This is a genomic window from Xenorhabdus bovienii (assembly GCF_024721015.1).
GTDB lineage: Bacteria > Pseudomonadota > Gammaproteobacteria > Enterobacterales > Enterobacteriaceae > Xenorhabdus > Xenorhabdus bovienii.
Map to the genome: position 1 here is coordinate 1 of NZ_JANAIF010000045.1, position 23,980 is coordinate 23,980.

Here is a 23,980-nt window from a genome sequence, read left to right on the forward strand (position 1 = left end):
CCGCCAGAGAATATGATCGTGAGCTCTATCGGCTTCGCCATTTGGTTGAAAATACTTTCCTTCATCTTAAGCGCTGGTTAAGCGCTGGCGTGGTATAGCCACTCGCTATGCAAAAAATAGCGCGTCTTTTCTTGCCGCAGTGCAAATCCGTTGCCTTGTTCTTTGGCTGAAAATCTCATGACGACATCGTCTAATGGAAAGTTTACCTGTTCTGGGATGCGCCTGTAGAAGACGCTCCTCGTTTTCCTTTTTGGCATGCTTAATGATGCGTTCATGAAAAAAACGCATCCAATAATCGATTCATTTAGCCATTTCAGGCATCACTTTTTTATACACCACTAAATTTTTATTTTTATCATTCGGTCGGTGTCCAGACCAAAACAACGTCATACCTGTCGGAGCGGGTTCAATATCTTCGGATAACATGATAAGCCAGCGACATGTTTGTGGAGCAGCAAAATCTTTCTGTCTTTGATGAAGGATATGGGCGAAGTAATAAAGCATTGGCGCTTCTGATTCGCCGATAAAATAAGATGACATGCAATCATCGGCTTTATATTCTCCTGCTAAATGCTGTTTAAGATCGGTAAATACTTCTTTATAGCCTTTGGTATAATCAATCCAGCCGATAAACAAGGTAAATACCAATCCCCAAACAACAGCAATCCCTAAGGTCCAGTTTTGTACGGTACGTAAGGCGGGAGATTTAGACAATATTCTGCTCTTAGCTAGCCAGATAATGGTGATAATAACGGCACTGGTGAATATAAAACCGGAGAAGTGCATCTGATAACTCATTGGCAGCCATTTTCCTAAAGGTGCCAACCAATGTTTGTAATCAGAAGAGAGTGATAGTAAATAAGTTGCCCATACAAAGAGAATCAGAATAGACCATAGCATTGAAAAACAGAGACTCAGAGCACTGTAAATTTTTTCGGGTAATTGAGTAAAAATGCCCGTTGCTAAGATAGCCATCGGGGCAATAAAGGGTAACAGGTACAGCGCACGGCTGGAAGCTGATATTTGTAACAGAATGATACCGAGTAATATAAATGCTGCAAAAATAAAATACCGTTGATCGGTAAGTGTTTTTATCGGGTTTTTAACAATAACGATGAAGGCTAATAGGCCTGCCGGGAATGCGAATAATAACACGGCTTCTGGAATTCGACTTGGAGCGGCTCTTGCACCTAAATCTTCAACAGAAAACCCTAAGAAGCGGCCAACATTGTTATCCCAAAACCAAACTTTAAATAAGTCCGGGTGTTCAATTAATAACATGGCTGGCCACGGTAAAATTAAAATGAGGGCAATCACCCCTGCAAAAAATATATTTAGCCAATATTGTTTAGCCCGACAGCTTTTTAGAAAAACCGGTGCTAATAGTAGGCAAATCCATAATAACCCAGGGATGAACACCCCCTTTGATAACATTGTGATAGCAGTACCCATCGCCAGCCATAATATGGAATAGCGTTTTTTTTCGTTTTTAATCAACCCCAATAAACCATATAACCCAATCGTCGTGCCTGTAATCAAAGCGGTATCGGTGAACATATCGTGGCTATGACGAACGATCCCAGGGGCACAGGCATACAGTGCAAAGGCGATCCATATGCGACTATTGGTGAAATTATGTACATCAAATGCCCGGCGAGCCAGAAGAATGAAGAATGAAAAATTAATTATGGAGAAAAATAAAGTGGCTGTTCTTGCGGCGTCATATATAGGCAGCCATTGAGACAATAAATGAGTAAATGTAGTGGCTGTCCAATAATATAGCGGTGGCTTTTCCATGAAAGGTTCACCGGCATTGATGGGGACTAGCCAATTACCTGTTTCATACATTGTCTGGATCATACCAAAACTATAATTTTCATCCTGTTTCCAAGGAGTATGACTATAAATTCCCGGTAATAGATAAAGTAACATGAATGCTACAAATAGGAATAATGCCTTGATATCTGTGTTAGAAAATCTATGAATGTTATTCATCATTAATTACCAAAGTTAAGAAATATAGATTAATTAAATTGAACGGCTATTCAGTGTTTAAATGTCAAATATTAGACAGTAATGGATTCGATGGATTAATGCAATAGTGTTTTATATTATTTGGTTTGATGTTTTGTGCGTATATAGAATTATTTTATGATAAGAGAATATTGTTTCTTATTGAATTTATTGAAAATAATTTTCATTTATAACTATTACGTAAAAAAATAGTTATTCTTGTATATTTTTTATTGATATTTTATTAATGAAAGTCTTATTAATAAATAAGGTTAATATTGTATTTTAATTATTACATAAATTAAAATTATAAATGGAGAGTTTGCCAATTTTTATTTTTTATATTAAAATAATTTACTTAATAATAAATAAAGTTCGATATATTAATGATTATATAATCAATGTAATTTTTAATAAATATATACTTTTTAAATTATCTATATTTTAATAATTTTAATTTATGTTGTGTTATTAATTGATATGTATATATTTATGTATTTATTTGAAATGGTGTTTTTATATTAAATATGAATGTTGACAAAATTGTGGGCGATTTTTGCTGGTTTTTAGGTTATGTTTGGTAACTAGTTTAGCTCTTTAAAAGTTGGTAGAGTTTTAGGCTTTTAAAAAGAGATTTTAAAATAAATAGATACTTTTAGTGTGTTCTCCGTGCATACGGAGATAAACCGCTCAAAGCCCGCAAGTTAGCAGTAAAACCCCAGTGTTCTCCGTACATACGGAGATTACCCACAACAAATTTTATGATTATCTCTTGATTCTCATCCCTTATTCACTGGATAATCATTCGTCTAAAATTCTCTCTCCATTTTTTACCTGAAAAGCCAAACGATTGCGTATAGAAGTGGCTGCACTCATGAGTACAGCACCGATTTTAAGTATCTTACGACGTAATCGTTTTCGTTAGGCAGAGTGGAGAGATGATAGCGTTAGAAATTCAACATAATGGCAGGGGAAAGACATGTCTGGCATGCAGGCACCAACTCAATGCAAACTCGATAAGTATTTTAAGATTACTGAACGCGGAACGACGGTACGTCAGGAAATTTTGGCTGGATTGACGACATTTCTGGCGATGGTCTATTCCGTTATCGTTGTGCCGGGCATGCTGGGGCAAGCCGGATTTCCTCATACAGCGGTCTTTATTTCTGTATGTTTGGTAACGGGTATTGGCTCACTATTGATGGGATTGTGGGTTAACCTGCCGATGGCGATTGGCTGTGCAATCTCGCTGACCGCATTTACAGCGTTCAGTCTGGTTTTAGGCCAGCAGGTGAGTATTCCCGTGGCGCTGGGTGCCGTTTTCCTGATGGGATGCCTGTTTACGGTGATTTCAGTGACGGGGATTCGGTCTTGGATCTTACGCAATATGCCAATGGGAATTGCTCATGGAACCGGTATTGGTATCGGGTTGTTTCTGTTGCTGATTGCGGCAAATGGTGTGGGGATGGTGATTAAAAACCCTCATGCCGGTTTACCGGTTGCTTTTGGCTCATTGACTGCATTTCCCGTGATAATGGCACTATTAGGCCTGGCGGCGATTATTGGTCTGGAAAGGAAGAAAGTACCCGGTGGTATTTTGTTGGTCATTATCGTCATCTCAATTATTGGCCTGATTTTCGATCCCGCAGTGAAATATCAAGGATTTTTTAAACTGCCAACGCTGGGAGAAGATGGGCTGTCTCTGATGTTTAGCATGGATATTATGGGAGCTTTGCAGCCGGTGGTGTTGCCAAGTGTCTTGGCGTTGGTGATGACAGCGATATTTGATGCTACAGGGACAATTCGAGCCGTAGCAGGGCAAGCTAATCTGCTGGATAAAGGCGGCCAGATTATCAATGGAGGCAAAGCACTGACGGCCGATTCCGTAAGCAGTATCTTTGCAGGCGCGATGGGTTCTTCTCCTGCTGCTGTCTATATTGAATCCGCTGCGGGCACTGCCGCTGGAGGCAAGACGGGCTTAACCGCCGCAGTTGTGGGTATTCTGTTCCTGCTGATTTTATTCCTTTCTCCGTTGTCGTACTTGGTTCCGGCCTATGCGACAGCTCCCGCTTTGATGTATGTCGGGCTACTGATGTTGAGCAACGTGCGGAAGCTGAATTTCGATGATTCTGTCGAGGCTATGTCAGGATTACTGTGTGCGGTGTTTATTGTACTGACTTGTAATATCGTCACCGGCATCATGTTAGGGTTCAGTGCTTTAGTTGTTGGGCGAGTTTTCTCTGGTGAATGGCGTAAGCTGAATATTGGTACGGTGATCATTGCTATCGTGCTAGTGATATTTTATGCCGGAAATTGGGCTATCTAAACAAAAAAATCATGCGCAGACGGTCAAGGTTTGCGCATACTTCCTCCCGTCAGATAAATTTTAAAACGTGTTAATTTTTCAGCACACTCCCGCCGATAAGTATAAAATAGACTAATGACTTGCTGGTCATTGATTCACAATGTGATTGTTTTTTGATTTTCTTTAATAACTTTAATATTTCTGGTTATTACGGCTGTTATTAGAGTGAAAAAAAAGTCACAATCTCTTCACCGACGGATTTTTGGCAATTTGTAAGGGTAATATGGAAATATTTTTTACTATCTTGATCTTGATTTTGGTGGTGTCAGTTTCAGGTGTTCTTACTAAAATGATCCCGTTCCGCATTCCCTTGCCGATAGTGCAAATAGCAATGGGAGCACTGCTGGCTTGGCCTCATTTTGGTTTACACGTTACTTTCGACCCTGAATTATTCCTCGTTTTACTTATCCCTCCTTTATTATTTGTTGATGGCTGGAAAACACCGACCAGAGAATTTTTTCAACATGGGCGTGAAATAGTTATTCTGGTTTTATTCTTGGTATTAGTGACGGTTGTCGGTATTGGCTACTTGATTTACTGGTTGCTGCCGGGTATTCCACTTATTGCTGCTTTTGCTCTGGCTGCGGTGCTGTCACCAACTGATGCGGTTGCGTTGTCATCAATTGTTGGAAAAGGGCGCATCCCGAAAAACATGATGAGTGTGCTGGAAGGTGAAGCGTTGATGAACGATGCTTCTGGTCTGGTTGCACTGAAATTTGCCGTGGCAATTGCCATGGGAACGATGGTATTTACGGTCACTGGCGCAACGATAGAGTTTTTCAAAGTTGCGATTGGTGGTCTGTTGTCCGGTATTGCCATTACATGGCTGTACAGTAAATCATTGCGATTGATGAGCCGCTGGAGTGGCGATGATCCTGCAACTCAAATCATGTTCATGATGCTGCTGCCATTCGCTTCCTACATGATTGCTGAACATATCGGCGTATCGGGTATTTTAGCCGCGGTTGCTGCGGGTATGACTATCAGTAAGTCTGGCGTAATCCGCAATGCACCTTTGGCTATGCGCCTGCGTGCCGATAACGTATGGGGAATGCTGGCCTTTGTCTTTAACGGCCTTGTATTTGTCATGCTGGGGCTACAATTGCCGGGTATCTGGGAAACGTCTGTCGAGCAGGCTGAACTTGATCCGCAAGTTGAAACGTGGATGCTGTTTGCTGCGGTTGGCATCATTTATGTGGCGTTGGTATTGCTGCGGTTCTGCTGGTTATGGTTGATGAAAAATGCCAGCAAGGTGTTAATGAAGAAGAAACCGCTGGAGTTTGCTTCTTACACTACACGTGAATTGTGTCTGGCGTCGCTTGCGGGTGTTCGTGGCGCGATTACGTTGGCGGGTGCGTTATCTGTCCCGCTTTTCCTGCCGGATGGCGATCCATTCCCAGCGCGTTATCAGTTGATTTTCATCGCAGCGGGCGTGATTATGTTCTCCCTGTTTGTCGGTGTTGTTGTCCTGCCACTGTTGCTGCGTGGCATGAAAGTGGGAGATAAGCAGGCGGATATCAATGAAATCAGAATGGCGAAAGCAGCAATGGCTGAAGTTGCGATTGTCAGTATGAATAAAATGGAAGAGCGCTTGTCTGCCAGCACCGAAGAAAAACTGGATGCAGAGGTAGTGAGTGAAATTGCTTCCCGAGTCACGGGGTATTTGCGGCGTCGTACTGTAGGTAAAGATGAAATCGAACATAACTTGCTGGTTGAGGAGTTGGAACGGCGTTTCCGTCTGACGGCATTAAGGGCCGAAAGGGGAGAGCTGTATCACCTACGTGCAACCCGTAAGATTAGTAATGAAACACTCCAAACGCTGCTGCATGATCTGGATTTGCTTGAAGCGTTACTTGTGGTTAAAGATCAATAAATTATGTGGCTGTTAACGATCACAACTTTTTTGTGGGCTGCCTCATTCAGCCTGATTGGTGCTTTTCTGGCCGGTCAGGTTGATAGCTGGTTTTCCGTGCTGGTCAGAGTAGTGCTGGCCGCTTTGGTGTTTCTGCCGTTTTTGCGCTGGCGTGGGTTATCGCTGAAAGTGATCTCACTGTATATGGCCGTGGGAGCCTGTCAGCTTGGTGTGATGTATTTGTTTGTATTTCATGCCTACCACTACTTGACTGTCGCTGAATTTTTGCTGTTTACGGTGATGACTCCGTTATATGTCACACTGATATATGATGTGATGGGGCGTCAACGACTGCGTTGGGGCTATGCGCTGAGTTCTTTGCTGGCGGTGGCTGGTGCAGCGATTATTCGCTATGACCAGTTGAGCGAATCTTTTTGGATTGGTTTGATACTGGTGCAGTTGGCGAATATTTTCTTTGCAATAGGTCAGATTGGTTATAAGCGCTTGATGGAAGTGCACCCGATACCGCAGCGGATCGCGTTTTCGTGGTTCTATCTGGGGGCTTGTGTGGTCGCAATCATTGGCTGGCTGCTGTTTGGTGATCCACATAAATTGCCGACAACGCAATTACAATGGGGAGTCCTGATCTGGTTAGGTGCAGGCGCTTCTGGCATTGGTTATTTTATGTGGAACTATGGTGCAACCCAAGTGGATACCGGAACACTGGCGATTATGAATAATATGTTGGTTCCGGCCGGGTTGTTGGTCAATTTTGTAATTTGGCAGCAGCATCCTGATTGGCTGGGTTTTACCATAGGAAGCAGCCTGATTGTTGCATCTCTTTGGGTGCATCACCGTTGGATACTGAAACCCGCTTTACAAGCGGCAAATTGTCCACCGCGTGCTGGCGTGCAGAACGAATAAATGTATTAATGGCAGGTTGGTGCTGTTCTCCTTCTCGGCAGGCAGCATACAATCTGCTCCATAATCCTTCTCCCAACGTTTTTGTTACAACCAGCCCCTGTCTTTCGAATGTTTCCACTGCCCAATGGGGTAATGCGGCAATGCCTAAGCGAGCCGCCACCATCTGGATCAGTAATAGGGTATTATCGACGCTTTTCAATGTTGGGGTAACAGCTGCTGGCTGGAGGAAACGCCGCCAGATATCAAACCGTTGTCGCTGGACGGGATAAATCAGCAGCGTTTCGGGAGCGAGATCTTGTGGATAAATATCACGCTTATTTGCCAATGGGTGATCCGGGGCAAGCACGAGTTTCACTTCATAGTCAAACAGCGACGTATAGTTCAGCTTGCTGTCTGCAATAATATCTGATGTCAGTACAATATCCAGTTCCCGCTGTTGCAGTGCAGGCTGCGGATCAAACGTCACACCGGATTTGAAATCCACACTAACCTGAGGCCAGCTTTCACTAAAACGCTTAAGTGCTGGCGTCAGCCACTGAATACAGCTATGGCACTCAATGGCAATACGCAGGTTAATTTCTTCCGGTTCACTGCATTCACGCAGGGAAGCCGTCACCAGAGGCAGTACCTTCTCCGCCAGTTTTAACAGCACTTCTCCTTGAGGCGTAAGACGCAATGGCTGGCTTTTGCGAATGAAGAGTTTGAACCCCAGCCGATGCTCCAGTTCACTGAACTGATGAGAAAGAGCAGATTGCGTCTGATGCAGATGATTTGCAGCCGCAGCCAATGAACCGCAATGGTTCAATGCCTGTAGTGTTTTTAAATGTTTTATTTCGATCATGAAAAACCTTCAAGTTGATAATGAATAATTTGCGCTTGTGGTTTATACAGTACCCGTTGATTATAGAAGTGTAAACATCTAGACGGCTAAAATTTGCGGGTGACAACATGACAGTTTTGAATCATACATTAGGTTTTCCACGTATCGGCTTGAAAAGAGAGCTAAAAAAGGCGCAAGAAAATTATTGGGCAGGCAAAATTTCTCAACAGGAATTGTTGGAAACAGGTCGTGAATTACGTGCACGTCACTGGCAACAGCAAAAAGAGGCGGGAGTTGATTTAGTTCCGGTAGGTGATTTTGCTTGGTATGACCAAGTATTAACGACTAACTTGTTATTGGGCAACGTGCCTCCACGTCATCAAAATGAAGATGGTAGCATCGATCTGGATACGCTGTTTCGTATTGGCCGTGGTCGAGCTCCAACAGGTGCACCAGCGGCCGCTTCTGAAATGACTAAATGGTTCAATACAAATTATCATTATATCGTGCCTGAATTTCAGCAGGGGCAAGAATTTAAATTGGGTTGGACTCAATTACTGGATGAAGTGGATGAAGCACTGGCATTGGGACACAAAGTCAAACCTGTTCTGCTGGGGCCTGTAACTTATTTATGGCTCGGCAAGGTGAAGGGTAAAGCTTTTGACCGCCTCTCCCTATTAACGGATATTCTCCCTGTCTATCAGCAAGTACTGGCAGAATTGGCAAAACGGGGTATCGAATGGGTGCAGATTGATGAGCCAGCACTGGTACTGGAATTGCCGAAGGAATGGCTGGAGGCCTTCTCAACGGCTTATCAGGCGCTGCAAGGACAGGCTAAATTACTGCTGACGACTTATTTCGACAGCATCAGCCATAATCTGGCGACGATCAAATCACTGCCAGTACAAGGGCTGCATGTCGACTTAGTTGCAGGGAAGGATTCCCTTGATGAATTGAATCAATCTCTGCCGGAAACGTGGTTGCTTTCATTGGGAGTCATCAATGGGCGCAACGTCTGGCGAGCAGATTTGAGTGCGAAATACCAGCTTGTGGCACCGCTGGCAGGCAAGCGTGATATTTGGATCGGCACGTCCTGTTCATTGCTGCATAGCCCGATTGACCTGAACGATGAAACCGGGCTGGATGAAGAAGTTAAGAGCTGGTTTGCCTTTGCATTACAGAAATGCGCAGAGCTGTCTTTGCTGGCGCAGGCACTGAATGCACCGGAAGGCAGCAAACAAGCTGAACTGGATGCTTACAGTGCGCCAATCCGTGCACGCCGTAGTTCTACAAGGGTGAACAATCCGACGGTGACTGAGCGCATCACGGCGATCAAACCACAGGATAGCGAGCGTAATCTGGTTTATCCAGAACGGGCCAAACTCCAGCGTGAGCGTTACAACTTACCGTTGTGGCCAACCACAACCATCGGATCATTCCCACAAACAACGGAAATTCGTAGCCTGCGTCTGGACTTCAAGAAAGGTCGTGTGGACAACACGCACTATCGCACCAATATTTCTGAACATATTAAGCAGGCGATCAATGAACAGGAAAATCTGGGACTGGATGTGTTGGTGCATGGTGAAGCCGAACGTAACGACATGGTCGAGTATTTCGGTGAACATTTTGATGGTTATGTCTTTACCCAAAATGGCTGGGTACAAAGCTACGGTTCCCGTTGTGTTAAGCCGCCAGTAATCATTGGCGATATCAGCCGCCCAGAAGCCATTACTGTCAATTGGGCAACATACGCACAATCCCTGACGGATAAGCCTGTCAAAGGAATGTTAACAGGGCCGGTGACTATCCTCTGCTGGTCATTCCCAAGGGAAGATATTAGCCGCGAAACGATTGCCAAACAGATTGCACTGGCCTTGCGTGATGAAGTTGATGATTTACAAAAAGCAGGTATTGGCATCATTCAGATTGATGAACCGGCACTGCGTGAAGGTCTGCCGCTGCGCAGGGAAGAATGGCAGGCATATCTGGAGTGGGCGGTGGATGCTTTCAAACTGAGTGCCGCGATTGCGGAAGATGATACTCAGATCCATACCCATATGTGTTATTGCGAGTTTAATGACATCATGCCTTCCATTGCAGCACTGGATGCAGATGTGATCACCATAGAAACTTCTCGCTCAGATATGGAATTGTTGGATTCATTTGAAGATTTTTCATATCCGAATGAGATCGGGCCTGGTGTGTATGATATTCACTCACCTAACGTGCCAAGTGTCGAATGGATTGAAGCGTTGCTGCGTAAAGCGGCTGACCGTATCCCAGTGGAACGTCTGTGGGTTAACCCGGATTGCGGCCTGAAAACCCGTGGCTGGACTGAAACCCGTCAGGCACTGGCGAACATGGTCGAAGCGGCGAAACGCCTGCGTGCTTCCGTGAACAATACTTCCGTAAATAACTAAGCTGAAAAACGCCCGCTACAGCAGATAAAATGTGGCGGGCGAAAGAATTATTTCCCCAGTAATTTATCTTTCAATAAATTCATACCCGCAGATTTTAAATCCAGATTTTCCGGAACTTCACCGTTTGGCGTGACCTTATCGATCAGATTGGGCAAATGTCGCGAGATTAATGATGATGCTTCATTGGGATCGATACCCATTTTCTCTGCCAATTGTTGGATCGTGGAAGAACCAAAAACAGAAGAGATTTGGTCAGCATGAATCGGGGAATTTTCTCCTGAGCCGATCCACGAATGGATTGTACCCCCCAGTCCCTGCTGGGAAAACTTTTCTATTAATCCGCTTATTCCTCCCTGACCGTCAACCCAGTCCATCATATGCTGGAGTTGTTGGTTTTTACCCCCACTCAGCATATTGGTGATTTGATCAAAAAAGCCCATCGTAACTCCCCCTCTTGTTGATGATTTATTGGCTTAACCACATAAAACACTTATTTAGGTACGTTAACAGGAATAAAACAGTAGCAATGTTATTAAATAAAGACAGATTCAAAATATAATTATTACATTAGCATAATATTGCAGATCCATCCCACTTCTGTGGGATTAGAACAAAATATGGCGGGTTATACCGAGGTTTTTGCCGTCTGATGCTTGCTGACTCTGTGACGGAGCGATAAGTATTAGCCTTGTTTGAATCTTATACTCAGTCCGTTGTTTTGGGTTATGAATGTGATTCTTATCACAAAATTATGTATGTGTTTCTTTATTTTTTCCAATTAAAGATGATTTTTATCACTAAAAAGTGTCAGATTAGGCACTAAATTTAGGCATCCCTGTTTTTTGAATTATTTCCGTTGAGGAGCTCGATATGTCTGATGTATTTCATTTAGGTATCACCAAAAGCGATCTGCAAGGAGCGACTTTGGCTATTGTTCCAGGCGATCCCAGCCGTGTTGAAAAAATTGCAAAATTGATGGATAACCCAGTTCATCTGGCTTCCCATCGTGAATTTACGACATGGCGCGCAGAAATTGACGGAAAGCCCGTGGTTGTCTGCTCTACGGGCATCGGTGGTCCTTCAACGTCAATTGCTGTAGAGGAATTAGCGCAATTGGGGGTGAGTACTTTCCTGCGGATCGGGACAACCGGTGCGATCCAGCCGCACATTAATGTGGGTGATGTATTAGTCACGACAGCGGCAGTTCGTCTGGATGGAGCCAGCCTGCACTTCGCGCCAATGGAATTCCCGGCGGTGGCTGATTTTGAATGTACCAACGCACTGTATGAAGCGGCAAAAGCATCAGGATCGGCCACCCACGTTGGTGTAACAGCTTCTTCCGATACTTTTTACCCCGGACAGGAGCGTTACGATACTTACTCTGGCCGTGTCGTCCGCCGTTTCCAAGGCTCCATGCAAGAGTGGCAGCAAATGGGGGTGATGAATTATGAAATGGAATCAGCCACTCTGTTGACGATGTGTGCAAGCCAGGGACTGCGTGCCGGTATGGTGGCAGGGGTGATCGTCAACCGGACGCAACAGGAAATTCCAGATGTTGAACTGTTGAAAAAAACCGAAAGCAACGCTTTGGGAATCGTGGTTGATGCCGCTCGCCGTTTGCTGTAATCGCTTTCATTAAGGGCCAGAACATGCTGGCCCGATCTTTTTGCTTACCTATCTTTCCTTCGTTCTAAAATCTGATAATGTCATAACGCTTTTTATCAATAACGATCTATTTAAATCATAACAAGAGTAACTATGACCACAACATTGCTATCCCATCCTTCATTGCTCCCCTTACATGGTGGCATTAACTTCCGTGATTTCGGTAATAAGACGCTGCATAATGGTGCGAAAATCAAATCAGGGCTGTTATTCCGCTCTGGCTCTCTGGACATGTTGACTGAAAACGATCAGACTTTTTTGATGGACCAAAACCTTTTCCAGATCATTGATTATCGTGATAGCAGCGAAATTGAGGATAAGCCAGATCGAGTGTGGCGTGGGGCGAATTATCACCATGCTCCGGCCAATCCACTCTCTAAGGAAGTTGATGCCAATCTGGAAAAATTGGGTCAGGAACTTCTGGAGCAGTTTGATGCACAAGCATTCATGCTGCGTTTATACGAATTATTGCCAATCAACAATCCTGCTTACAAACAGCTGGCTAATCTATTGATGCAACCAGAAAAAGGCGGAATTGTACAGCATTGCGCAGTGGGTAAAGACAGAACTGGCGTTGGATCTGCGCTGGTACTGTTTGCTCTGGGAGCAGATTTGGATACGGTAATGGAAGACTATTTAGTCACCAACGTTACGCTGGCACCGTATCGGGAATATCTCTTGAATGAACATGCAAAAGTCATGAGTGACCGTGTGATTGAAAAATTTGCTTATGTTTATTCAGTGCGGGAAGAATTTTTACTGACGGCCTTAAATAGTATTAACCAGCATTATGGCAGTGTGGATATCTGGCTGGAAAAAGATATCGGGCTGGATATGACAGCACGTGAAAAATTACAAAGTTATTTTCTTGAATAAAAATACTGAGTTAGCATTGGTTTATATATCAGGTGCTAACTTGGTACATCTGATGAATTAATACAGGAACGGCTAATTTGAGCTTGCATGAAATTATCGAACTGGTCACAGACTTCGTAAAAGCCCATGAAGATTGGGCAATCCCCATTGTTTTCCTACTTGCTTTTGGTGAATCTCTGGCATTTATCTCCCTATTGTTGCCTGCGACGATCATTTTATTAGGATTGGGGGCGTTGATTGGTGAAAGCGGGTTAAATTTTTGGCCAATATGGATAGCGGCGGCCGCGGGAGCCTTTTTTGGCGATTGGGTTTCCTATCTGTTTGGTGTCCACTACAAGGACAATGTCGGCAAGATGTGGCCACTGTCACGTCATCCGCAAACGTTAGTTCGCGGCCATCGATTTTTTGAACGCTGGGGAGTTTGGGGCGTTTTCATCGGGCGTTTTTTTGGCCCATTGAGAGCTGTTATACCACTGGTAGCGGGTATTTGCGCCATGCCGAAACGTCATTTCCAGCTCGCCAATTTTGCCTCTGCGCTGATTTGGGCCTTCGGTATTTTGGCTCCGGGAGCGTTTGGTTTACGCTGGCTGGCAGAATGGATGGGTTAACTGCGAGCCGCTTTGCAAACTGAAAGAAACTCATTAAAGAATCTGGACATCTATACAGCATCTATTTAACTTACATTAAGGTGAAGTTAACCGGGGTGAAGTAAGCGGGAGGCGTATAGGTGGATATCCAGTGGTTATACATGCTGATTGGCAGTTTAAGTGGATTGCTGGGCGGAGGGATTTTCGTCTGGCTTTCTGTTCACCAGCGAATTCAACAGAAAGAGTTGGAACTGCGTGAACTGCATAGTCAGCTTGCTATCAGCCATGAAAAGTTAGAACAGTCCCGCTATTGGCGTACTGAGTGTGAGCAATTAAATCAAGAACTGCTGGCGCAGCGCGAAATCAACAGCGTACAGGAAGTTGAATTACGTGAATTAAGCACACGGCTTGAAGAGAGCAGGCTGGCCGCAGAAGAAAAACAGCGTCTATTGATCAATAGTGAACAACGCCTCAATACCCAATTTGAAAATCTCGCCAATCGTATTTTTGAGCAGAATCGGCGCCGTACCGATGAATACAGCCGCCAAAGCCTTAATGACCTCCTGATGCCTTTTCGCGAGCAGCTTGACGGGTTCCGCAGTCAAGTACAGGATAGTTTCGGACAGGAAGCTCGCGAACGCCATACTCTGACCCATGAAATCCGCAATCTCCAGCAGCTTAATGCACAAATGGCAAAAGAAGCGATTAATCTGACGAAAGCCCTGAAAGGGGATAATAAAATGCAGGGTGATTGGGGCGAAATGGTGTTGGCTCGTGTTTTGGAATCTTCTGGTTTACGTGAAGGGTATGAATTTCATACACAGGTCAACATTAAAACAGAAAACGGTGAGCGCTTTCAGCCTGATGTCATCGTGCATTTGCCACAGGAAAAAGATGTCATTATTGATGCCAAAATGTCACTGATCGCCTATGAACGTTACTTTAACAGCGATGATGACACGCAGCAGGCACAGGCGTTACAGGAGCATATAAACTCAATCAAAGGACATATTCGGGGGCTAAGTCGGAAAGATTATCAACAATTGCCCGGTTTACGGTCGCTGGATTATGTTCTGATGTTTATCCCCGTAGAACCGGCTTATCTGGTGGCACTCAATCAAGCACCTGAATTACTGGATGAAGCATTGAAGCATAATATTATGCTGGTTAGTCCATCAACACTTCTGGTTGCCGTGCGTACGATTAATAATCTTTGGCGCTATGAATATCAGAGCCAGAATGCACGCCTTATTGCGGACAAAGCAACCAAAATGTATGACAAGATGCGGTTGTTTGTGGATGACATGCAAGGGTTGGGACACAGCCTCAATAAAGCACAGGAGAGTTACCATTTGGCAATGAAAAAACTGGCTGAAGGGCGGGGAAACCTGATTAGCCAGGCTGAAGGATTCCGTGATTTAGGTGTTGATGTTAAGCGCCCTATTGATTCACAGCTTATTGATAAATCTTTCCAATCATTGCAGGTTAATGAGTGAAGTGTGGATAGGGTTTTGTCAGAAAGGCTGGTACACTTGCTATAAATTTCTTTGAATAAAAAGCGGACAAATAACATGGCTGATCAATCGAAAAAAACTACAGATTTTGGTTTCCGCACCGTAGAAAAAGATGAAAAACAAATTATGGTGGCCGAGGTATTTCACTCTGTCGCTTCAAAATACGACTTGATGAATGATTTGATGTCATTTGGCATTCATCGCATCTGGAAACGTTTCACTATCGATGCAAGTGGAATTCGCCGTGGTCATAAAGTGTTGGATCTTGCGGGAGGAACGGGGGATCTGACAGCGAAGTTTTCCCGCATCGTGGGAGAAAAAGGTGAAGTTGTATTGGCAGATATCAACGAATCGATGTTGAAAGTAGGGCGTGAGAAACTACGTGATATCGGCATCGTGGGCAATGTTAATTATGTTCAGGCCAATGCGGAAGAATTGCCTTTTCCAGACAATTACTTTGATTGTATTACCATCTCTTTTGGCCTGCGCAATGTGACGGATAAAGAAAAAGCCTTGCGCTCTATGTGCCGAGTACTTAAACCGGGCGGGCGTCTTTTAGTGCTGGAATTCTCCAAACCCGTACTAGCACCTTTGAGCAAAGTTTATGATGCTTATTCGTTCCATGTCTTACCTCGAATTGGGCAGATGATTGTCAAGGATGCGGACAGTTACCGCTACCTGACAGAATCCATCCGTATGCACCCTGATCAGGAAACATTAAAAGCCATGATGGAAGAAGCGGGCTTTGACCAAGTTTCTTACACCAATATGACCGGGGGGATCGTTGCACTGCATAAAGGATTCAAATTCTGAAATGGAGACGCCCGAATTAAGTGACAACCTGAATTCTACGGTGTTGTTTCCGGTGCTGACTGCGTTTCTGGAAACGACTCTGAATCATCTTCTGTACCGTGAAACCGTATTGAAGTCCGCCCGCATGAGGCTGGCAGGTAAGGTACTGTCCATCGAATTGAAAGAAATTAAAACACCACTGGTATTGATATTCAGTGAAAAACAGGTGGATGTTTTGAGCCAATGGTCAGAGTCTGCCGACTGTTCGATGAAAACGACGTTTACCGCGTTACTCAAATTGCGAGATCGTCAGTGTCTTTCATCTCTGATTAACAGTGGTGAAATCGTTATCGAAGGGGATATGCAAGTTATGCAGCAATGGTCGGCTCTGCTGGATATGTCTGAGTGGGATCCTGCTCATTATCTTTCCCCTTATGTTGGCGATATTGTGGCAGAAGGCCTCAGTCGGGTGATGAAGGAAGGCATTAAATTTGCCAGCAATGCGATGACAAGGCAGAAAACCTATCTGACGGAATCATTGACGGAAGAGTGGCGAATGGCACCCAATCCGCTGGAAGTGGCTTACTTCAGTGAAGAAGTACATGCGGTTGCTAATGATATGTCTCATATGGAAAAACGGCTGGCGGCACTGGAGGGAAAATATGACTCCTAGTGAAATAAAACGCCTTTACTTTATTGTTCGGGTCTTTCTTTCCTATGGCTTAGATGAACTGATCCCCAATATTCGTCTGACATGGCCGTTGCGTTTCGGGCGTTATTTTCTGTTCTGGCTCCCCAATCGACACAAGGATAAACCACTCGGTGAGCGGTTACGTCTGGCATTGCAAGAACTTGGCCCAGTGTGGATCAAGTTTGGTCAAATGCTCTCTACCCGCCGGGATCTGTTTCCTCCTGCTATCGCCGATCAACTCTCGATGTTGCAGGATCGGGTCGTTTCTTTTGATGGCGCAGTGGCTCGCAAATCCATTGAAACTGCTTTGGGTGGACCGCTGGAAACATGGTTTGATGATTTTGATTCACAGCCATTGGCTTCAGCTTCTATTGCACAGGTGCATACTGCTCGGCTTAAGGAGAATGGTAAGGAAGTTGTTCTTAAGGTGATCCGTCCAGATATCCTGCCTGTTATTAAAGCAGATGTCCGTCTAATGTACCGTATGGCGCATCTGGTTCCTTTACTGCCCAATGGCTATCGTCTTCGCCCGCGTGAAGTTGTGCGTGAGTACGAAAAAACGTTGCTTGATGAACTGAATTTATTGCGTGAAGCAGCAAATGCGATCCAACTGCGCCGCAATTTTGAAGATAGCTCAATGCTTTACGTGCCAGAAATTTATCCTGATTATTGTCGGGAGAATGTACTGGTCATGGAGCGTATTTATGGCATTCCCGTGTCAGACATTGCTACGTTGGAAGCGCGGAACACGGATATGAAACTGCTTGCTGAACGTGGTGTTCAGGTGTTCTTCACGCAGGTATTTCGTGACAGTTTTTTCCATGCGGATATGCATCCCGGCAATATTTTTGTCAGTTATGAACGGCCGGAAGATCCGACTTATATCGGCATTGATTATGGTATTGTTGGCTCATTGAACAAAGACGATAAGCGCTATTTGGCAGAAAACTTCATTGCTTTCTTCAATCGTGATTACCGCAGAGTGGCTGAACTTCATGTGGATTCTGGTTGGGTTCCAGCCGATATTAATGTGGAAGATTTCGAGTTTGCTATCCGTACTGTCTGTGAACCCATTTTTGAAAAGCCGCTGGCTGAAATCTCATTTGGTCATGTCCTGTTGAATCTCTTCAATACAGCTCGTCGTTTTAATATGGCGGTTCAACCTCAGTTGGTTTTGCTGCAAAAAACGCTGCTGTATATTGAAGGCCTGGGGCGCCAGCTTTATCCTCAGCTTGATTTATGGAAAACGGCAAAACCTTTTCTGGAAGACTGGTTACACGATCAGGTTGGCATTCCGGCGATTGTGCGCGCATTTAAAGAAAAAGCGCCATATTGGGCTGAAAAATTACCGGAATTCCCTGAGCTGGTTTATGGCGCTCTTCAACAGCATAAACGTTTGCAAACTAGCATTGACCAGATATCGCAGCAGTTACAAAAACAACAGGTCAGCCAGAAAAAATCTCTCTATTTACTGGGGATCGGTGCGACATTGTTTATCTGTGGCAGCCTATTTTTCATGACTGACCAGATTCATCTATCGTGGTGGTTGATGGGGGCGGCAGTCATATCGTGGATATTTGGTTGGCGCAGGCTTAAGTAAAGGTTATTTTGCCGTAGCCTTAATAGTGTGGTTGCGGTATTTTCGAACAAAAGTTCGTGGTTTATAATGAAAATATTAGTCGTTATTATTCCCTATGAATAGAGGTCAGTCATGATAAGCATCCCACAATTACTCATTATTGCTGTCATTGTCGTATTGCTGTTTGGCACCAATAAGCTTCGCTCCTTGGGTTCAGACTTGGGAGCATCGATCAAAGGTTTTAAAAAAGCGATAAGTGATGATGAAAAGCCAGATCAGGTTGAAAAAAATAGTCATGATGCTGATTTTGAAACCAAAAGTATTGCTGAAAAATCCACTGTTGCCGAGTCTGAAAAATCAGAGAGCAAAAATAAAGAGCAGGTATAAACCGTGTTTGACATTGGTTTTAGCGAACTGCTGCTGGTGATGGTGATTGGTCTGGTTGTTTTGGGGCCAGAACGCTTACCTATAGCAGTCAAAACAGTGGCTGGCTGGATACGGGTATTACGTTCGCTGGCGGCTAATGTCCAGAATGAACTTGCTCAGGAGCTAAAAGTGCAAGAGCTTCAGGACAGCTTGAAAAAAATGGAAGAAAAAGCAGATTTGCAATCATTGTCCCCAGAATTAAAGGCATCGATGGACGAGCTAAGGGAGGCTGCTGAATCGCTGAAAAAATCGTATCAGCTGACTCCTGAAGAGGCTAAAGCATTAGAAGAGGATGAAACACATTTTCACTCTTCTGTATCTCACTCAGTACCAGAATCGGCGTCAAAACAAAATAAAAATCAATCTCCTGAAAAAGCCAATAGTGAACACTAAAACATGTCTGTGGATGATACTCAACCTCTTATCGGTCACTTGATTGAGCTGCGTAAGCGGATTTTAAATAGCTTGATTACTGTGCTGGTGATTTTTCTGGCACTGGTTTATTTTTCTAATGATATTTATCGGCTTATTGCAGCACCGTTAATGGAACAATTACCGAAGGGAGCAAATATGATTGCGACAGATGTCGCATCGCCTTTCTTCACGCCAATCAAACTGACCATTATGGTGTCTATCGTTGTGTCGGCACCGATGATCCTGTATCAGGTATGGGCATTTATTGCGCCAGCATTATATAAACACGAGCGCCGTTTGATCATGCCCCTGCTGTTTTCCAGCAGTGTACTGTTTTATCTGGGCATGGCATTTGCTTACTTTGTGGTCTTTCCCATTGCATTTGGTTTTTTTGTCAAAACCGTGCCAGCAGGGGTGGTCATTTCGACAGATATCAGTAATTACCTGAGTTTTGTCATGGCCCTATTTATGGCGTTTGGTGTCTCATTTGAGGTGCCGGTAGCCATTATTCTGTTGTGTTGGAGTGGAGTTGTAACGCCTGAATCCCTGAAAAGAAAACGCCCTTACATTTTGGTTGGTGCGTTTGTGGTTGGCATGTTGCTAACACCCCCGGATGTTTTCTCGCAAACTTTGCTGGCTATCCCGATGTACCTGCTATTTGAAGTGGGGATTCTGCTTTCTCAGTTTTATGTAGGTAAACGACAATCAGACAGGGCAGAAAACGAATCTGAATATGATGCAGGTAACAATCCAGAGAAATAACTAACCATCTGCCATTGATGGTTATCGCTAACTGAATGATGGTGTTAAGATTATCAGCGGAGCGATGACAAAATTAACCCGGCGTATTGTCGCTGGGTTTTACATTAGGAGAGCAGTAATGAGCTATGTATTTCCAGGTACGTTTCCTGGTCGTCGTATGCGCCGTGTACGTCGTCATGATTTTTCCCGCCGTCTGGTCGCTGAAAATCAACTCACTGTCAATGATCTGATTTATCCCGTTTTTGTTATGGAAGGGATCAATCAACGTCAAGAAGTGTCTTCTATGCCAGGAGTGTATCGTCTGACAATCGATCTTTTGTTGAAAGAAGCCGAAGAGATTGCCCGACTGGGTATTCCTGTTTTGTCTCTGTTCCCAGTCATTGAAGCAGACAAAAAATCACTGGATGCGAAGGAAGCCTATAACCCTGATGGTTTGATTCAGCGCTCTATTCGTGCATTGAAAGATGCGGTTCCTGAGCTGGGATTACTGACAGATGTGGCACTGGACCCATTTACCACGCATGGACAGGATGGTGTCATTGATCAGGATGGGTATGTCATCAATGATATTACCAAAGAGATTCTGGTTAAGCAGGCGCTATCCCATGCTGAAGCTGGGGCTGAAATCGTTGCACCGAGCGATATGATGGATGGCCGTATTGGTGCCATTCGTGATCAGCTTGAGGTTGATGGCCATATTAACACGCAGATTATGGCTTACTCAGCCAAATATGCGTCCTGTTACTATGGGCCATTCAGGGATGCAATTGGCTCTAGCGGTAATTTGAAAGGCGGCAATAAGATGACCTATCAGATGGACCCAGCAAACAGCGATGAAGCGTTGCAGGAAATTGCACAGGATTTGCAAGAAGGGGCGGATAGCGTCATGGTCAAACCTGGTATGCCTTATCTGGATGTGATCCGTAGGGTGAAAGATACTTTTGGTGTGCCAACATTCGCTTATCAAGTTTCTGGCGAATATGCGATGCATATGGCTGCTATCCAAAATGGCTGGTTGAAAGAACAGCCAGCCATTATGGAATCACTGCTGTGCTTCAAACGTGCGGGTGCTGATGGCGTACTGACTTATTTTGCCAAGCGTGTAGCACAATGGTTGCATGAGCAGAAATACTGATTATTTTTAATAAAATAGATAAAAAACAGATAATAAAAACGGGCAAAATAGCCCGTTTTCTCTGATTAAATTTTAATGAATTGTTTATTATCCAATACCTTGGATACTTCTTTATTGAGAATATTCAACAGGAGAATTGAGCGGGTTTCTCCATCCGGCTCATTATAAATTGCTTGAATACCTTCGAAAATTCCTTCAGTTATCAGCACGGTATCGCCAGTAATTGGGGTTTCAGGTGCAATATATTCCTGTTCCGTTGCGGACATCAATTCATCAATCAACGTTTGTGGGACAACAGCAGGGTAAGTGCTGAAACGAATAAAATGATTGACGCCTCGTGTTGAATTGATAGTCGTGGTATGAATAATCTCTGGATCAAAATTCACAAAAAGGTAATTGGGAAAAAGGGGTTCAGTGACGGTAGTTCTTTTACCCCGAACGATTTTTTCAATTTTGGCTGTAGGTGTCAGGCAAATAACATCCTGTCTCTCTAAATTTCCTATTGCTCGAGAAATTTGCCCGCGTTTACAGTACAGAAGATACCAGTTTCCCATAATATTCCGACTCCATTACACAATATGTCTAGCATAACAAAACCAGGGCTTCAGGATCATCAATAAAGTCAGAGTGTGTTTAACGTATATACCTAATAGATTGCAAATTGCAGCGCAGTGGTAAGTGAATGAACGCAGTCAACAAAACAGCAATTTGAAAGATGAGTGAAGGATTCAAACTTTTTCAGCACGGTAAAACATTCCCTGAACAATGTGATACACAGGCATTAGTTGATTGGATACCATTTTGCTGCATCTGAGCAGTTAAACTCACAAAATCGGAATAAATGCATTTATTTTTAGTAAGTTATGAGTTTGCCTTGTAACCATCATGGGAGGGTTTATAATGTTCTTCCTCCTTAAAAACCGGCACAAATGAATAATATGAAATACCGTGATCTACGAGACTTTCTTTCCTTGTTGGAACAATCAGGTGAATTAAAACGAATTCGTATGGAGGTTGATCCTTATCTGGAAATGACAGAAATCGCGGATCGTACTCTTCGTGCCGGTGGTCCTGCCTTATTATTTGAAAATCCAAAAGGGTATTCAATGCCAGTACTGTGCAATCTGTTTGGGACACCTAAGCGGGTCGCTATGGGAATGGGGCAGGATGATGTCAAGGCATTGCATGATGTCGGCAAGTTACTGGCTTTCCTCAAAGAGCCAGAGCCGCCAAAAGGTTTTCGTGATCTGGTCGATAAGCTGCCTAAGTTCAAGCAAGTTCTGAATATGCCAACCAAGCGCCTCAATTCTGCACCTTGTCAGGAGCAAGTCTGGACGGGAGATGAGGTTGATCTCACCCGTATTCCTGTTATGCATTGCTGGCCAGAAGATGCTGCGCCATTGATAACATGGGGGCTTACTGTTACCAGAGGGCCAAATAAAGAGCGCCAGAATTTGGGTATCTACCGTCAGCAGGTTCTGGGTAAAAACAAGCTTATTATGCGTTGGTTATCACACCGTGGTGGAGCGCTCGATTTTCAGGAATGGTGCCAGGCTCACCCGGGAGAGCGTTTCCCTGTTTCTGTTGCGTTGGGTGCTGATCCTGCCACGATATTGGGTGCTGTGACTCCAATTCCTGATACTTTATCTGAGTATGCCTTTGCTGGGTTGTTGCGTGGGCATAAAACGGAAGTGGTTAAGTGCCTGTCCAATGATCTGGAAGTTCCTGCCAGTGCGGAAATTATCCTTGAAGGGTATATTGAACCGGACGAAATGGCACCGGAAGGGCCATATGGCGATCACACCGGTTATTACAATGAAGTGGATATGTTCCCAGTATTCACTATCACCCATATCACTCAGCGTCGTGACGCTATTTATCATTCTACTTACACTGGCCGTCCACCGGATGAGCCTGCTGTCCTGGGCGTGGCGTTGAATGAAGTTCTGGTGCCAATACTGCAAAAACAATTTCCTGAAATTGTCGATTTTTACCTGCCACCAGAGGGGTGCTCCTATCGGCTTGCTGTCGTTACGATGAAAAAACAATATGCAGGCCATGCCAAGCGGGTCATGATGGGAGTCTGGTCATATCTACGGCAGTTTATGTACACAAAATTTATTATCGTTTGTGATGATGACATCAACGCGCGAGATTGGAATGATGTCATTTGGGCGATAACTACGCGAATGGACCCGCAGCGAGATACTGTCTTAATGGAAAATACACCGATCGACTATCTCGATTTTGCATCACCGGTTTCTGGGTTAGGCTCAAAAATGGGATTGGATGCAACCAATAAATGGCCAGGAGAGACACAAAGGGAATGGGGGCGCCCGATAGTCATGAGTGATGAAATTCGCGCCCGTGTCGATGAAATTTGGGATCAATTAGAAATTTTGAAGCGATAAGAGGGAACGCATGACAACACTGAGCTGTAAAGTCACATCGGTTGACTCCATTACAGATACCGTTTATCGGGTTCACTTATTACCTGATTTGCCTTTTTCTTTTCGTGCGGGGCAATACCTGATGGTAGTTATGGATGAAAGAGATAAGCGTCCGTTCTCCATGGCATCGCCACCATCAGAAAAACAGACGATCGAGTTGCATATTGGGGCTTCTGAGTTAAACCTGTATGCAATGGCGGTGATGGACAGGATCCTGGATCAGAAAGTGATCGATATCGATATTCCACATGGTCAGGCATGGTTTCGTGAAGATAGTGAAAACCCGATGTTATTGATTGCCGGGGGAACTGGATTCTCTTATACCCGCTCTATTTTACTGTCAGTACTGGAAAAAAATCCGAACCGTGATATCTCGATCTACTGGGGAGGGCGTGAATTACATCACCTCTATGATCTGGGTGAATTGCAGGGGTTGAGTGAGCGTTATCCCAATCTGGCTGTGGTTCCTGTGGTTGAACAGGTTGATGAATACTGGCAGGGCAGAACGGGTACGGTCTTGAGTGCAGTCTTAGAAGATTTTGGTAGTTTGGCGAACCATGACATTTATATTGCTGGGCGCTTTGAAATGGCCAAAATTGCCCGTGAACGCTTTTGTAGTGAACGTGATGCGTCTATTGATCGCATGTATGGTGATGCGTTTGAGTTTATCTGATCTGAGTGTTTTTGATCCG

Annotated in this window: 21 protein-coding genes and 1 pseudogene; 18 read left to right on the top strand and 4 right to left on the bottom strand. The window is 44.3% G+C overall.

Annotated elements, in window-relative coordinates:
- Positions 1–181, top strand: a pseudogene (locus NXS07_RS12535) (IS5/IS1182 family transposase); the annotation flags it as partial.
- Positions 182–300: 119 nt separating this feature from the next.
- On the opposite strand, the gene NXS07_RS12540 reads toward NXS07_RS12535, so the two are convergent.
- Complete coding sequence (locus tag NXS07_RS12540) at positions 301–1,995, bottom strand: ArnT family glycosyltransferase (protein ID WP_258086854.1); 1,695 nt, start codon at positions 1,993–1,995, stop codon at positions 301–303.
- A 997-nt stretch (positions 1,996–2,992) separates the two neighbouring features.
- Between NXS07_RS12540 and NXS07_RS12545 the strand changes: the two genes are divergently transcribed.
- The 3 genes from NXS07_RS12545 (at position 2,993) to NXS07_RS12555 (ending at position 7,154) form a co-directional block, all read left to right on the top strand.
- The gene (locus tag NXS07_RS12545) at positions 2,993–4,339 is read left to right on the top strand and encodes an NCS2 family permease (RefSeq protein ID WP_038187290.1); all 1,347 of its coding nucleotides are present in this window, start codon (positions 2,993–2,995) and stop codon (positions 4,337–4,339) included.
- A 262-nt stretch (positions 4,340–4,601) separates the two neighbouring features.
- Entirely contained in the window at positions 4,602–6,251 is a 1,650-nt protein-coding gene (locus tag NXS07_RS12550) for a Na+/H+ antiporter (protein WP_038187287.1), read from the top strand.
- 3 nt (positions 6,252–6,254) lie between these two features.
- Positions 6,255–7,154: a carboxylate/amino acid/amine transporter gene (locus tag NXS07_RS12555; protein ID WP_038222629.1), complete on the top strand. Its 900-nt coding sequence runs from the start codon at positions 6,255–6,257 to the stop codon at positions 7,152–7,154.
- Here NXS07_RS12555 and metR read toward each other — a convergent pair.
- The gene (gene metR / locus NXS07_RS12560; RefSeq protein WP_038203607.1) at positions 7,039–7,995 is read right to left on the bottom strand and encodes an HTH-type transcriptional regulator MetR; all 957 of its coding nucleotides are present in this window, start codon (positions 7,993–7,995) and stop codon (positions 7,039–7,041) included. The two genes, NXS07_RS12555 and metR, sit on opposite strands and share 116 nt — an antisense overlap.
- Positions 7,996–8,102: 107 nt before the next feature.
- Between metR and metE the strand changes: the two genes are divergently transcribed.
- A complete protein-coding gene (gene metE / locus NXS07_RS12565) occupies positions 8,103–10,397 on the top strand; it encodes a 5-methyltetrahydropteroyltriglutamate--homocysteine S-methyltransferase (RefSeq protein WP_038203604.1) in 2,295 nt (764 codons plus the stop codon).
- A gap of 47 nt (positions 10,398–10,444) precedes the next feature.
- On the opposite strand, the gene NXS07_RS12570 is transcribed toward metE, so the two are convergent.
- The gene (locus tag NXS07_RS12570; RefSeq protein ID WP_038215806.1) at positions 10,445–10,837 is read right to left on the bottom strand and encodes a YidB family protein; all 393 of its coding nucleotides are present in this window, start codon (positions 10,835–10,837) and stop codon (positions 10,445–10,447) included.
- A 430-nt stretch (positions 10,838–11,267) separates the two neighbouring features.
- Here NXS07_RS12570 and udp point away from each other — a divergent pair, with 430 nt between their 5' ends.
- The 11 genes from udp to hemB all read left to right on the top strand — a co-directional run bounded on the left by udp (position 11,268) and on the right by hemB (position 20,838).
- The gene (udp, locus tag NXS07_RS12575; protein WP_038215808.1) at positions 11,268–12,023 is read left to right on the top strand and encodes a uridine phosphorylase; all 756 of its coding nucleotides are present in this window, start codon (positions 11,268–11,270) and stop codon (positions 12,021–12,023) included.
- Positions 12,024–12,155: 132 nt separating this feature from the next.
- Positions 12,156–12,938 carry a tyrosine-protein phosphatase gene (locus NXS07_RS12580; protein ID WP_038215810.1) on the top strand — a complete coding sequence of 261 codons (783 nt, stop codon included), beginning with the start codon at positions 12,156–12,158 and terminating at the stop codon, positions 12,936–12,938.
- 77 nt (positions 12,939–13,015) lie between these two features.
- On the top strand, positions 13,016–13,546 hold the full coding sequence (locus NXS07_RS12585) for a DedA family protein (protein ID WP_038187268.1): 531 nt from the start codon (positions 13,016–13,018) through the stop codon (positions 13,544–13,546).
- A 119-nt stretch (positions 13,547–13,665) separates the two neighbouring features.
- Positions 13,666–15,021: a DNA recombination protein RmuC gene (rmuC, locus tag NXS07_RS12590; protein ID WP_258086848.1), complete on the top strand. Its 1,356-nt coding sequence runs from the start codon at positions 13,666–13,668 to the stop codon at positions 15,019–15,021.
- Between the two features lie 75 nt (positions 15,022–15,096).
- Positions 15,097–15,852 (top strand): bifunctional demethylmenaquinone methyltransferase/2-methoxy-6-polyprenyl-1,4-benzoquinol methylase UbiE, encoded by a 756-nt coding sequence (gene ubiE / locus NXS07_RS12595; protein ID WP_038191718.1) that lies wholly within the window; start codon positions 15,097–15,099, stop codon positions 15,850–15,852.
- Position 15,853: 1 nt separating this feature from the next.
- Complete coding sequence (gene ubiJ / locus NXS07_RS12600; RefSeq protein WP_258086849.1) at positions 15,854–16,504, top strand: ubiquinone biosynthesis protein UbiJ; 651 nt, start codon at positions 15,854–15,856, stop codon at positions 16,502–16,504.
- Positions 16,494–18,122, top strand: a complete 1,629-nt coding sequence (gene ubiB, locus NXS07_RS12605; protein ID WP_038191720.1) for a ubiquinone biosynthesis regulatory protein kinase UbiB — start codon at positions 16,494–16,496, stop codon at positions 18,120–18,122. Before ubiJ ends, ubiB begins: the two co-directional genes overlap by 11 nt.
- 111 nt (positions 18,123–18,233) lie before the next feature.
- Positions 18,234–18,488 carry a Sec-independent protein translocase subunit TatA gene (gene tatA / locus NXS07_RS12610; RefSeq protein ID WP_038191721.1) on the top strand — a complete coding sequence of 85 codons (255 nt, stop codon included), beginning with the start codon at positions 18,234–18,236 and terminating at the stop codon, positions 18,486–18,488.
- Between the two features lie 3 nt (positions 18,489–18,491).
- Positions 18,492–18,920: a Sec-independent protein translocase protein TatB gene (gene tatB, locus NXS07_RS12615; protein ID WP_258086850.1), complete on the top strand. Its 429-nt coding sequence runs from the start codon at positions 18,492–18,494 to the stop codon at positions 18,918–18,920.
- A 3-nt stretch (positions 18,921–18,923) separates the two neighbouring features.
- Entirely contained in the window at positions 18,924–19,703 is a 780-nt protein-coding gene (tatC, locus tag NXS07_RS12620) for a Sec-independent protein translocase subunit TatC (protein ID WP_258086851.1), read from the top strand.
- Between the two features lie 118 nt (positions 19,704–19,821).
- Positions 19,822–20,838 (top strand): porphobilinogen synthase, encoded by a 1,017-nt coding sequence (gene hemB / locus NXS07_RS12625; RefSeq protein WP_038191725.1) that lies wholly within the window; start codon positions 19,822–19,824, stop codon positions 20,836–20,838.
- Between the two features lie 65 nt (positions 20,839–20,903).
- Here the strand turns inward: hemB and rfaH are convergent, their stop codons facing one another.
- Positions 20,904–21,392: a transcription/translation regulatory transformer protein RfaH gene (rfaH, locus tag NXS07_RS12630; RefSeq protein ID WP_038191727.1), complete on the bottom strand. Its 489-nt coding sequence runs from the start codon at positions 21,390–21,392 to the stop codon at positions 20,904–20,906.
- Positions 21,393–21,776: 384 nt separating this feature from the next.
- Here rfaH and ubiD point away from each other — a divergent pair, with 384 nt between their 5' ends.
- Both ubiD and fre read left to right on the top strand, forming a co-directional pair.
- Complete coding sequence (ubiD, locus tag NXS07_RS12635) at positions 21,777–23,249, top strand: 4-hydroxy-3-polyprenylbenzoate decarboxylase (protein WP_038191741.1); 1,473 nt, start codon at positions 21,777–21,779, stop codon at positions 23,247–23,249.
- Positions 23,250–23,259: 10 nt separating this feature from the next.
- Positions 23,260–23,961, top strand: coding sequence for an NAD(P)H-flavin reductase (gene fre / locus NXS07_RS12640; protein ID WP_258086852.1), 702 nt, complete (start codon positions 23,260–23,262; stop codon positions 23,959–23,961).
- Positions 23,962–23,980 lie beyond the last annotated feature (19 nt).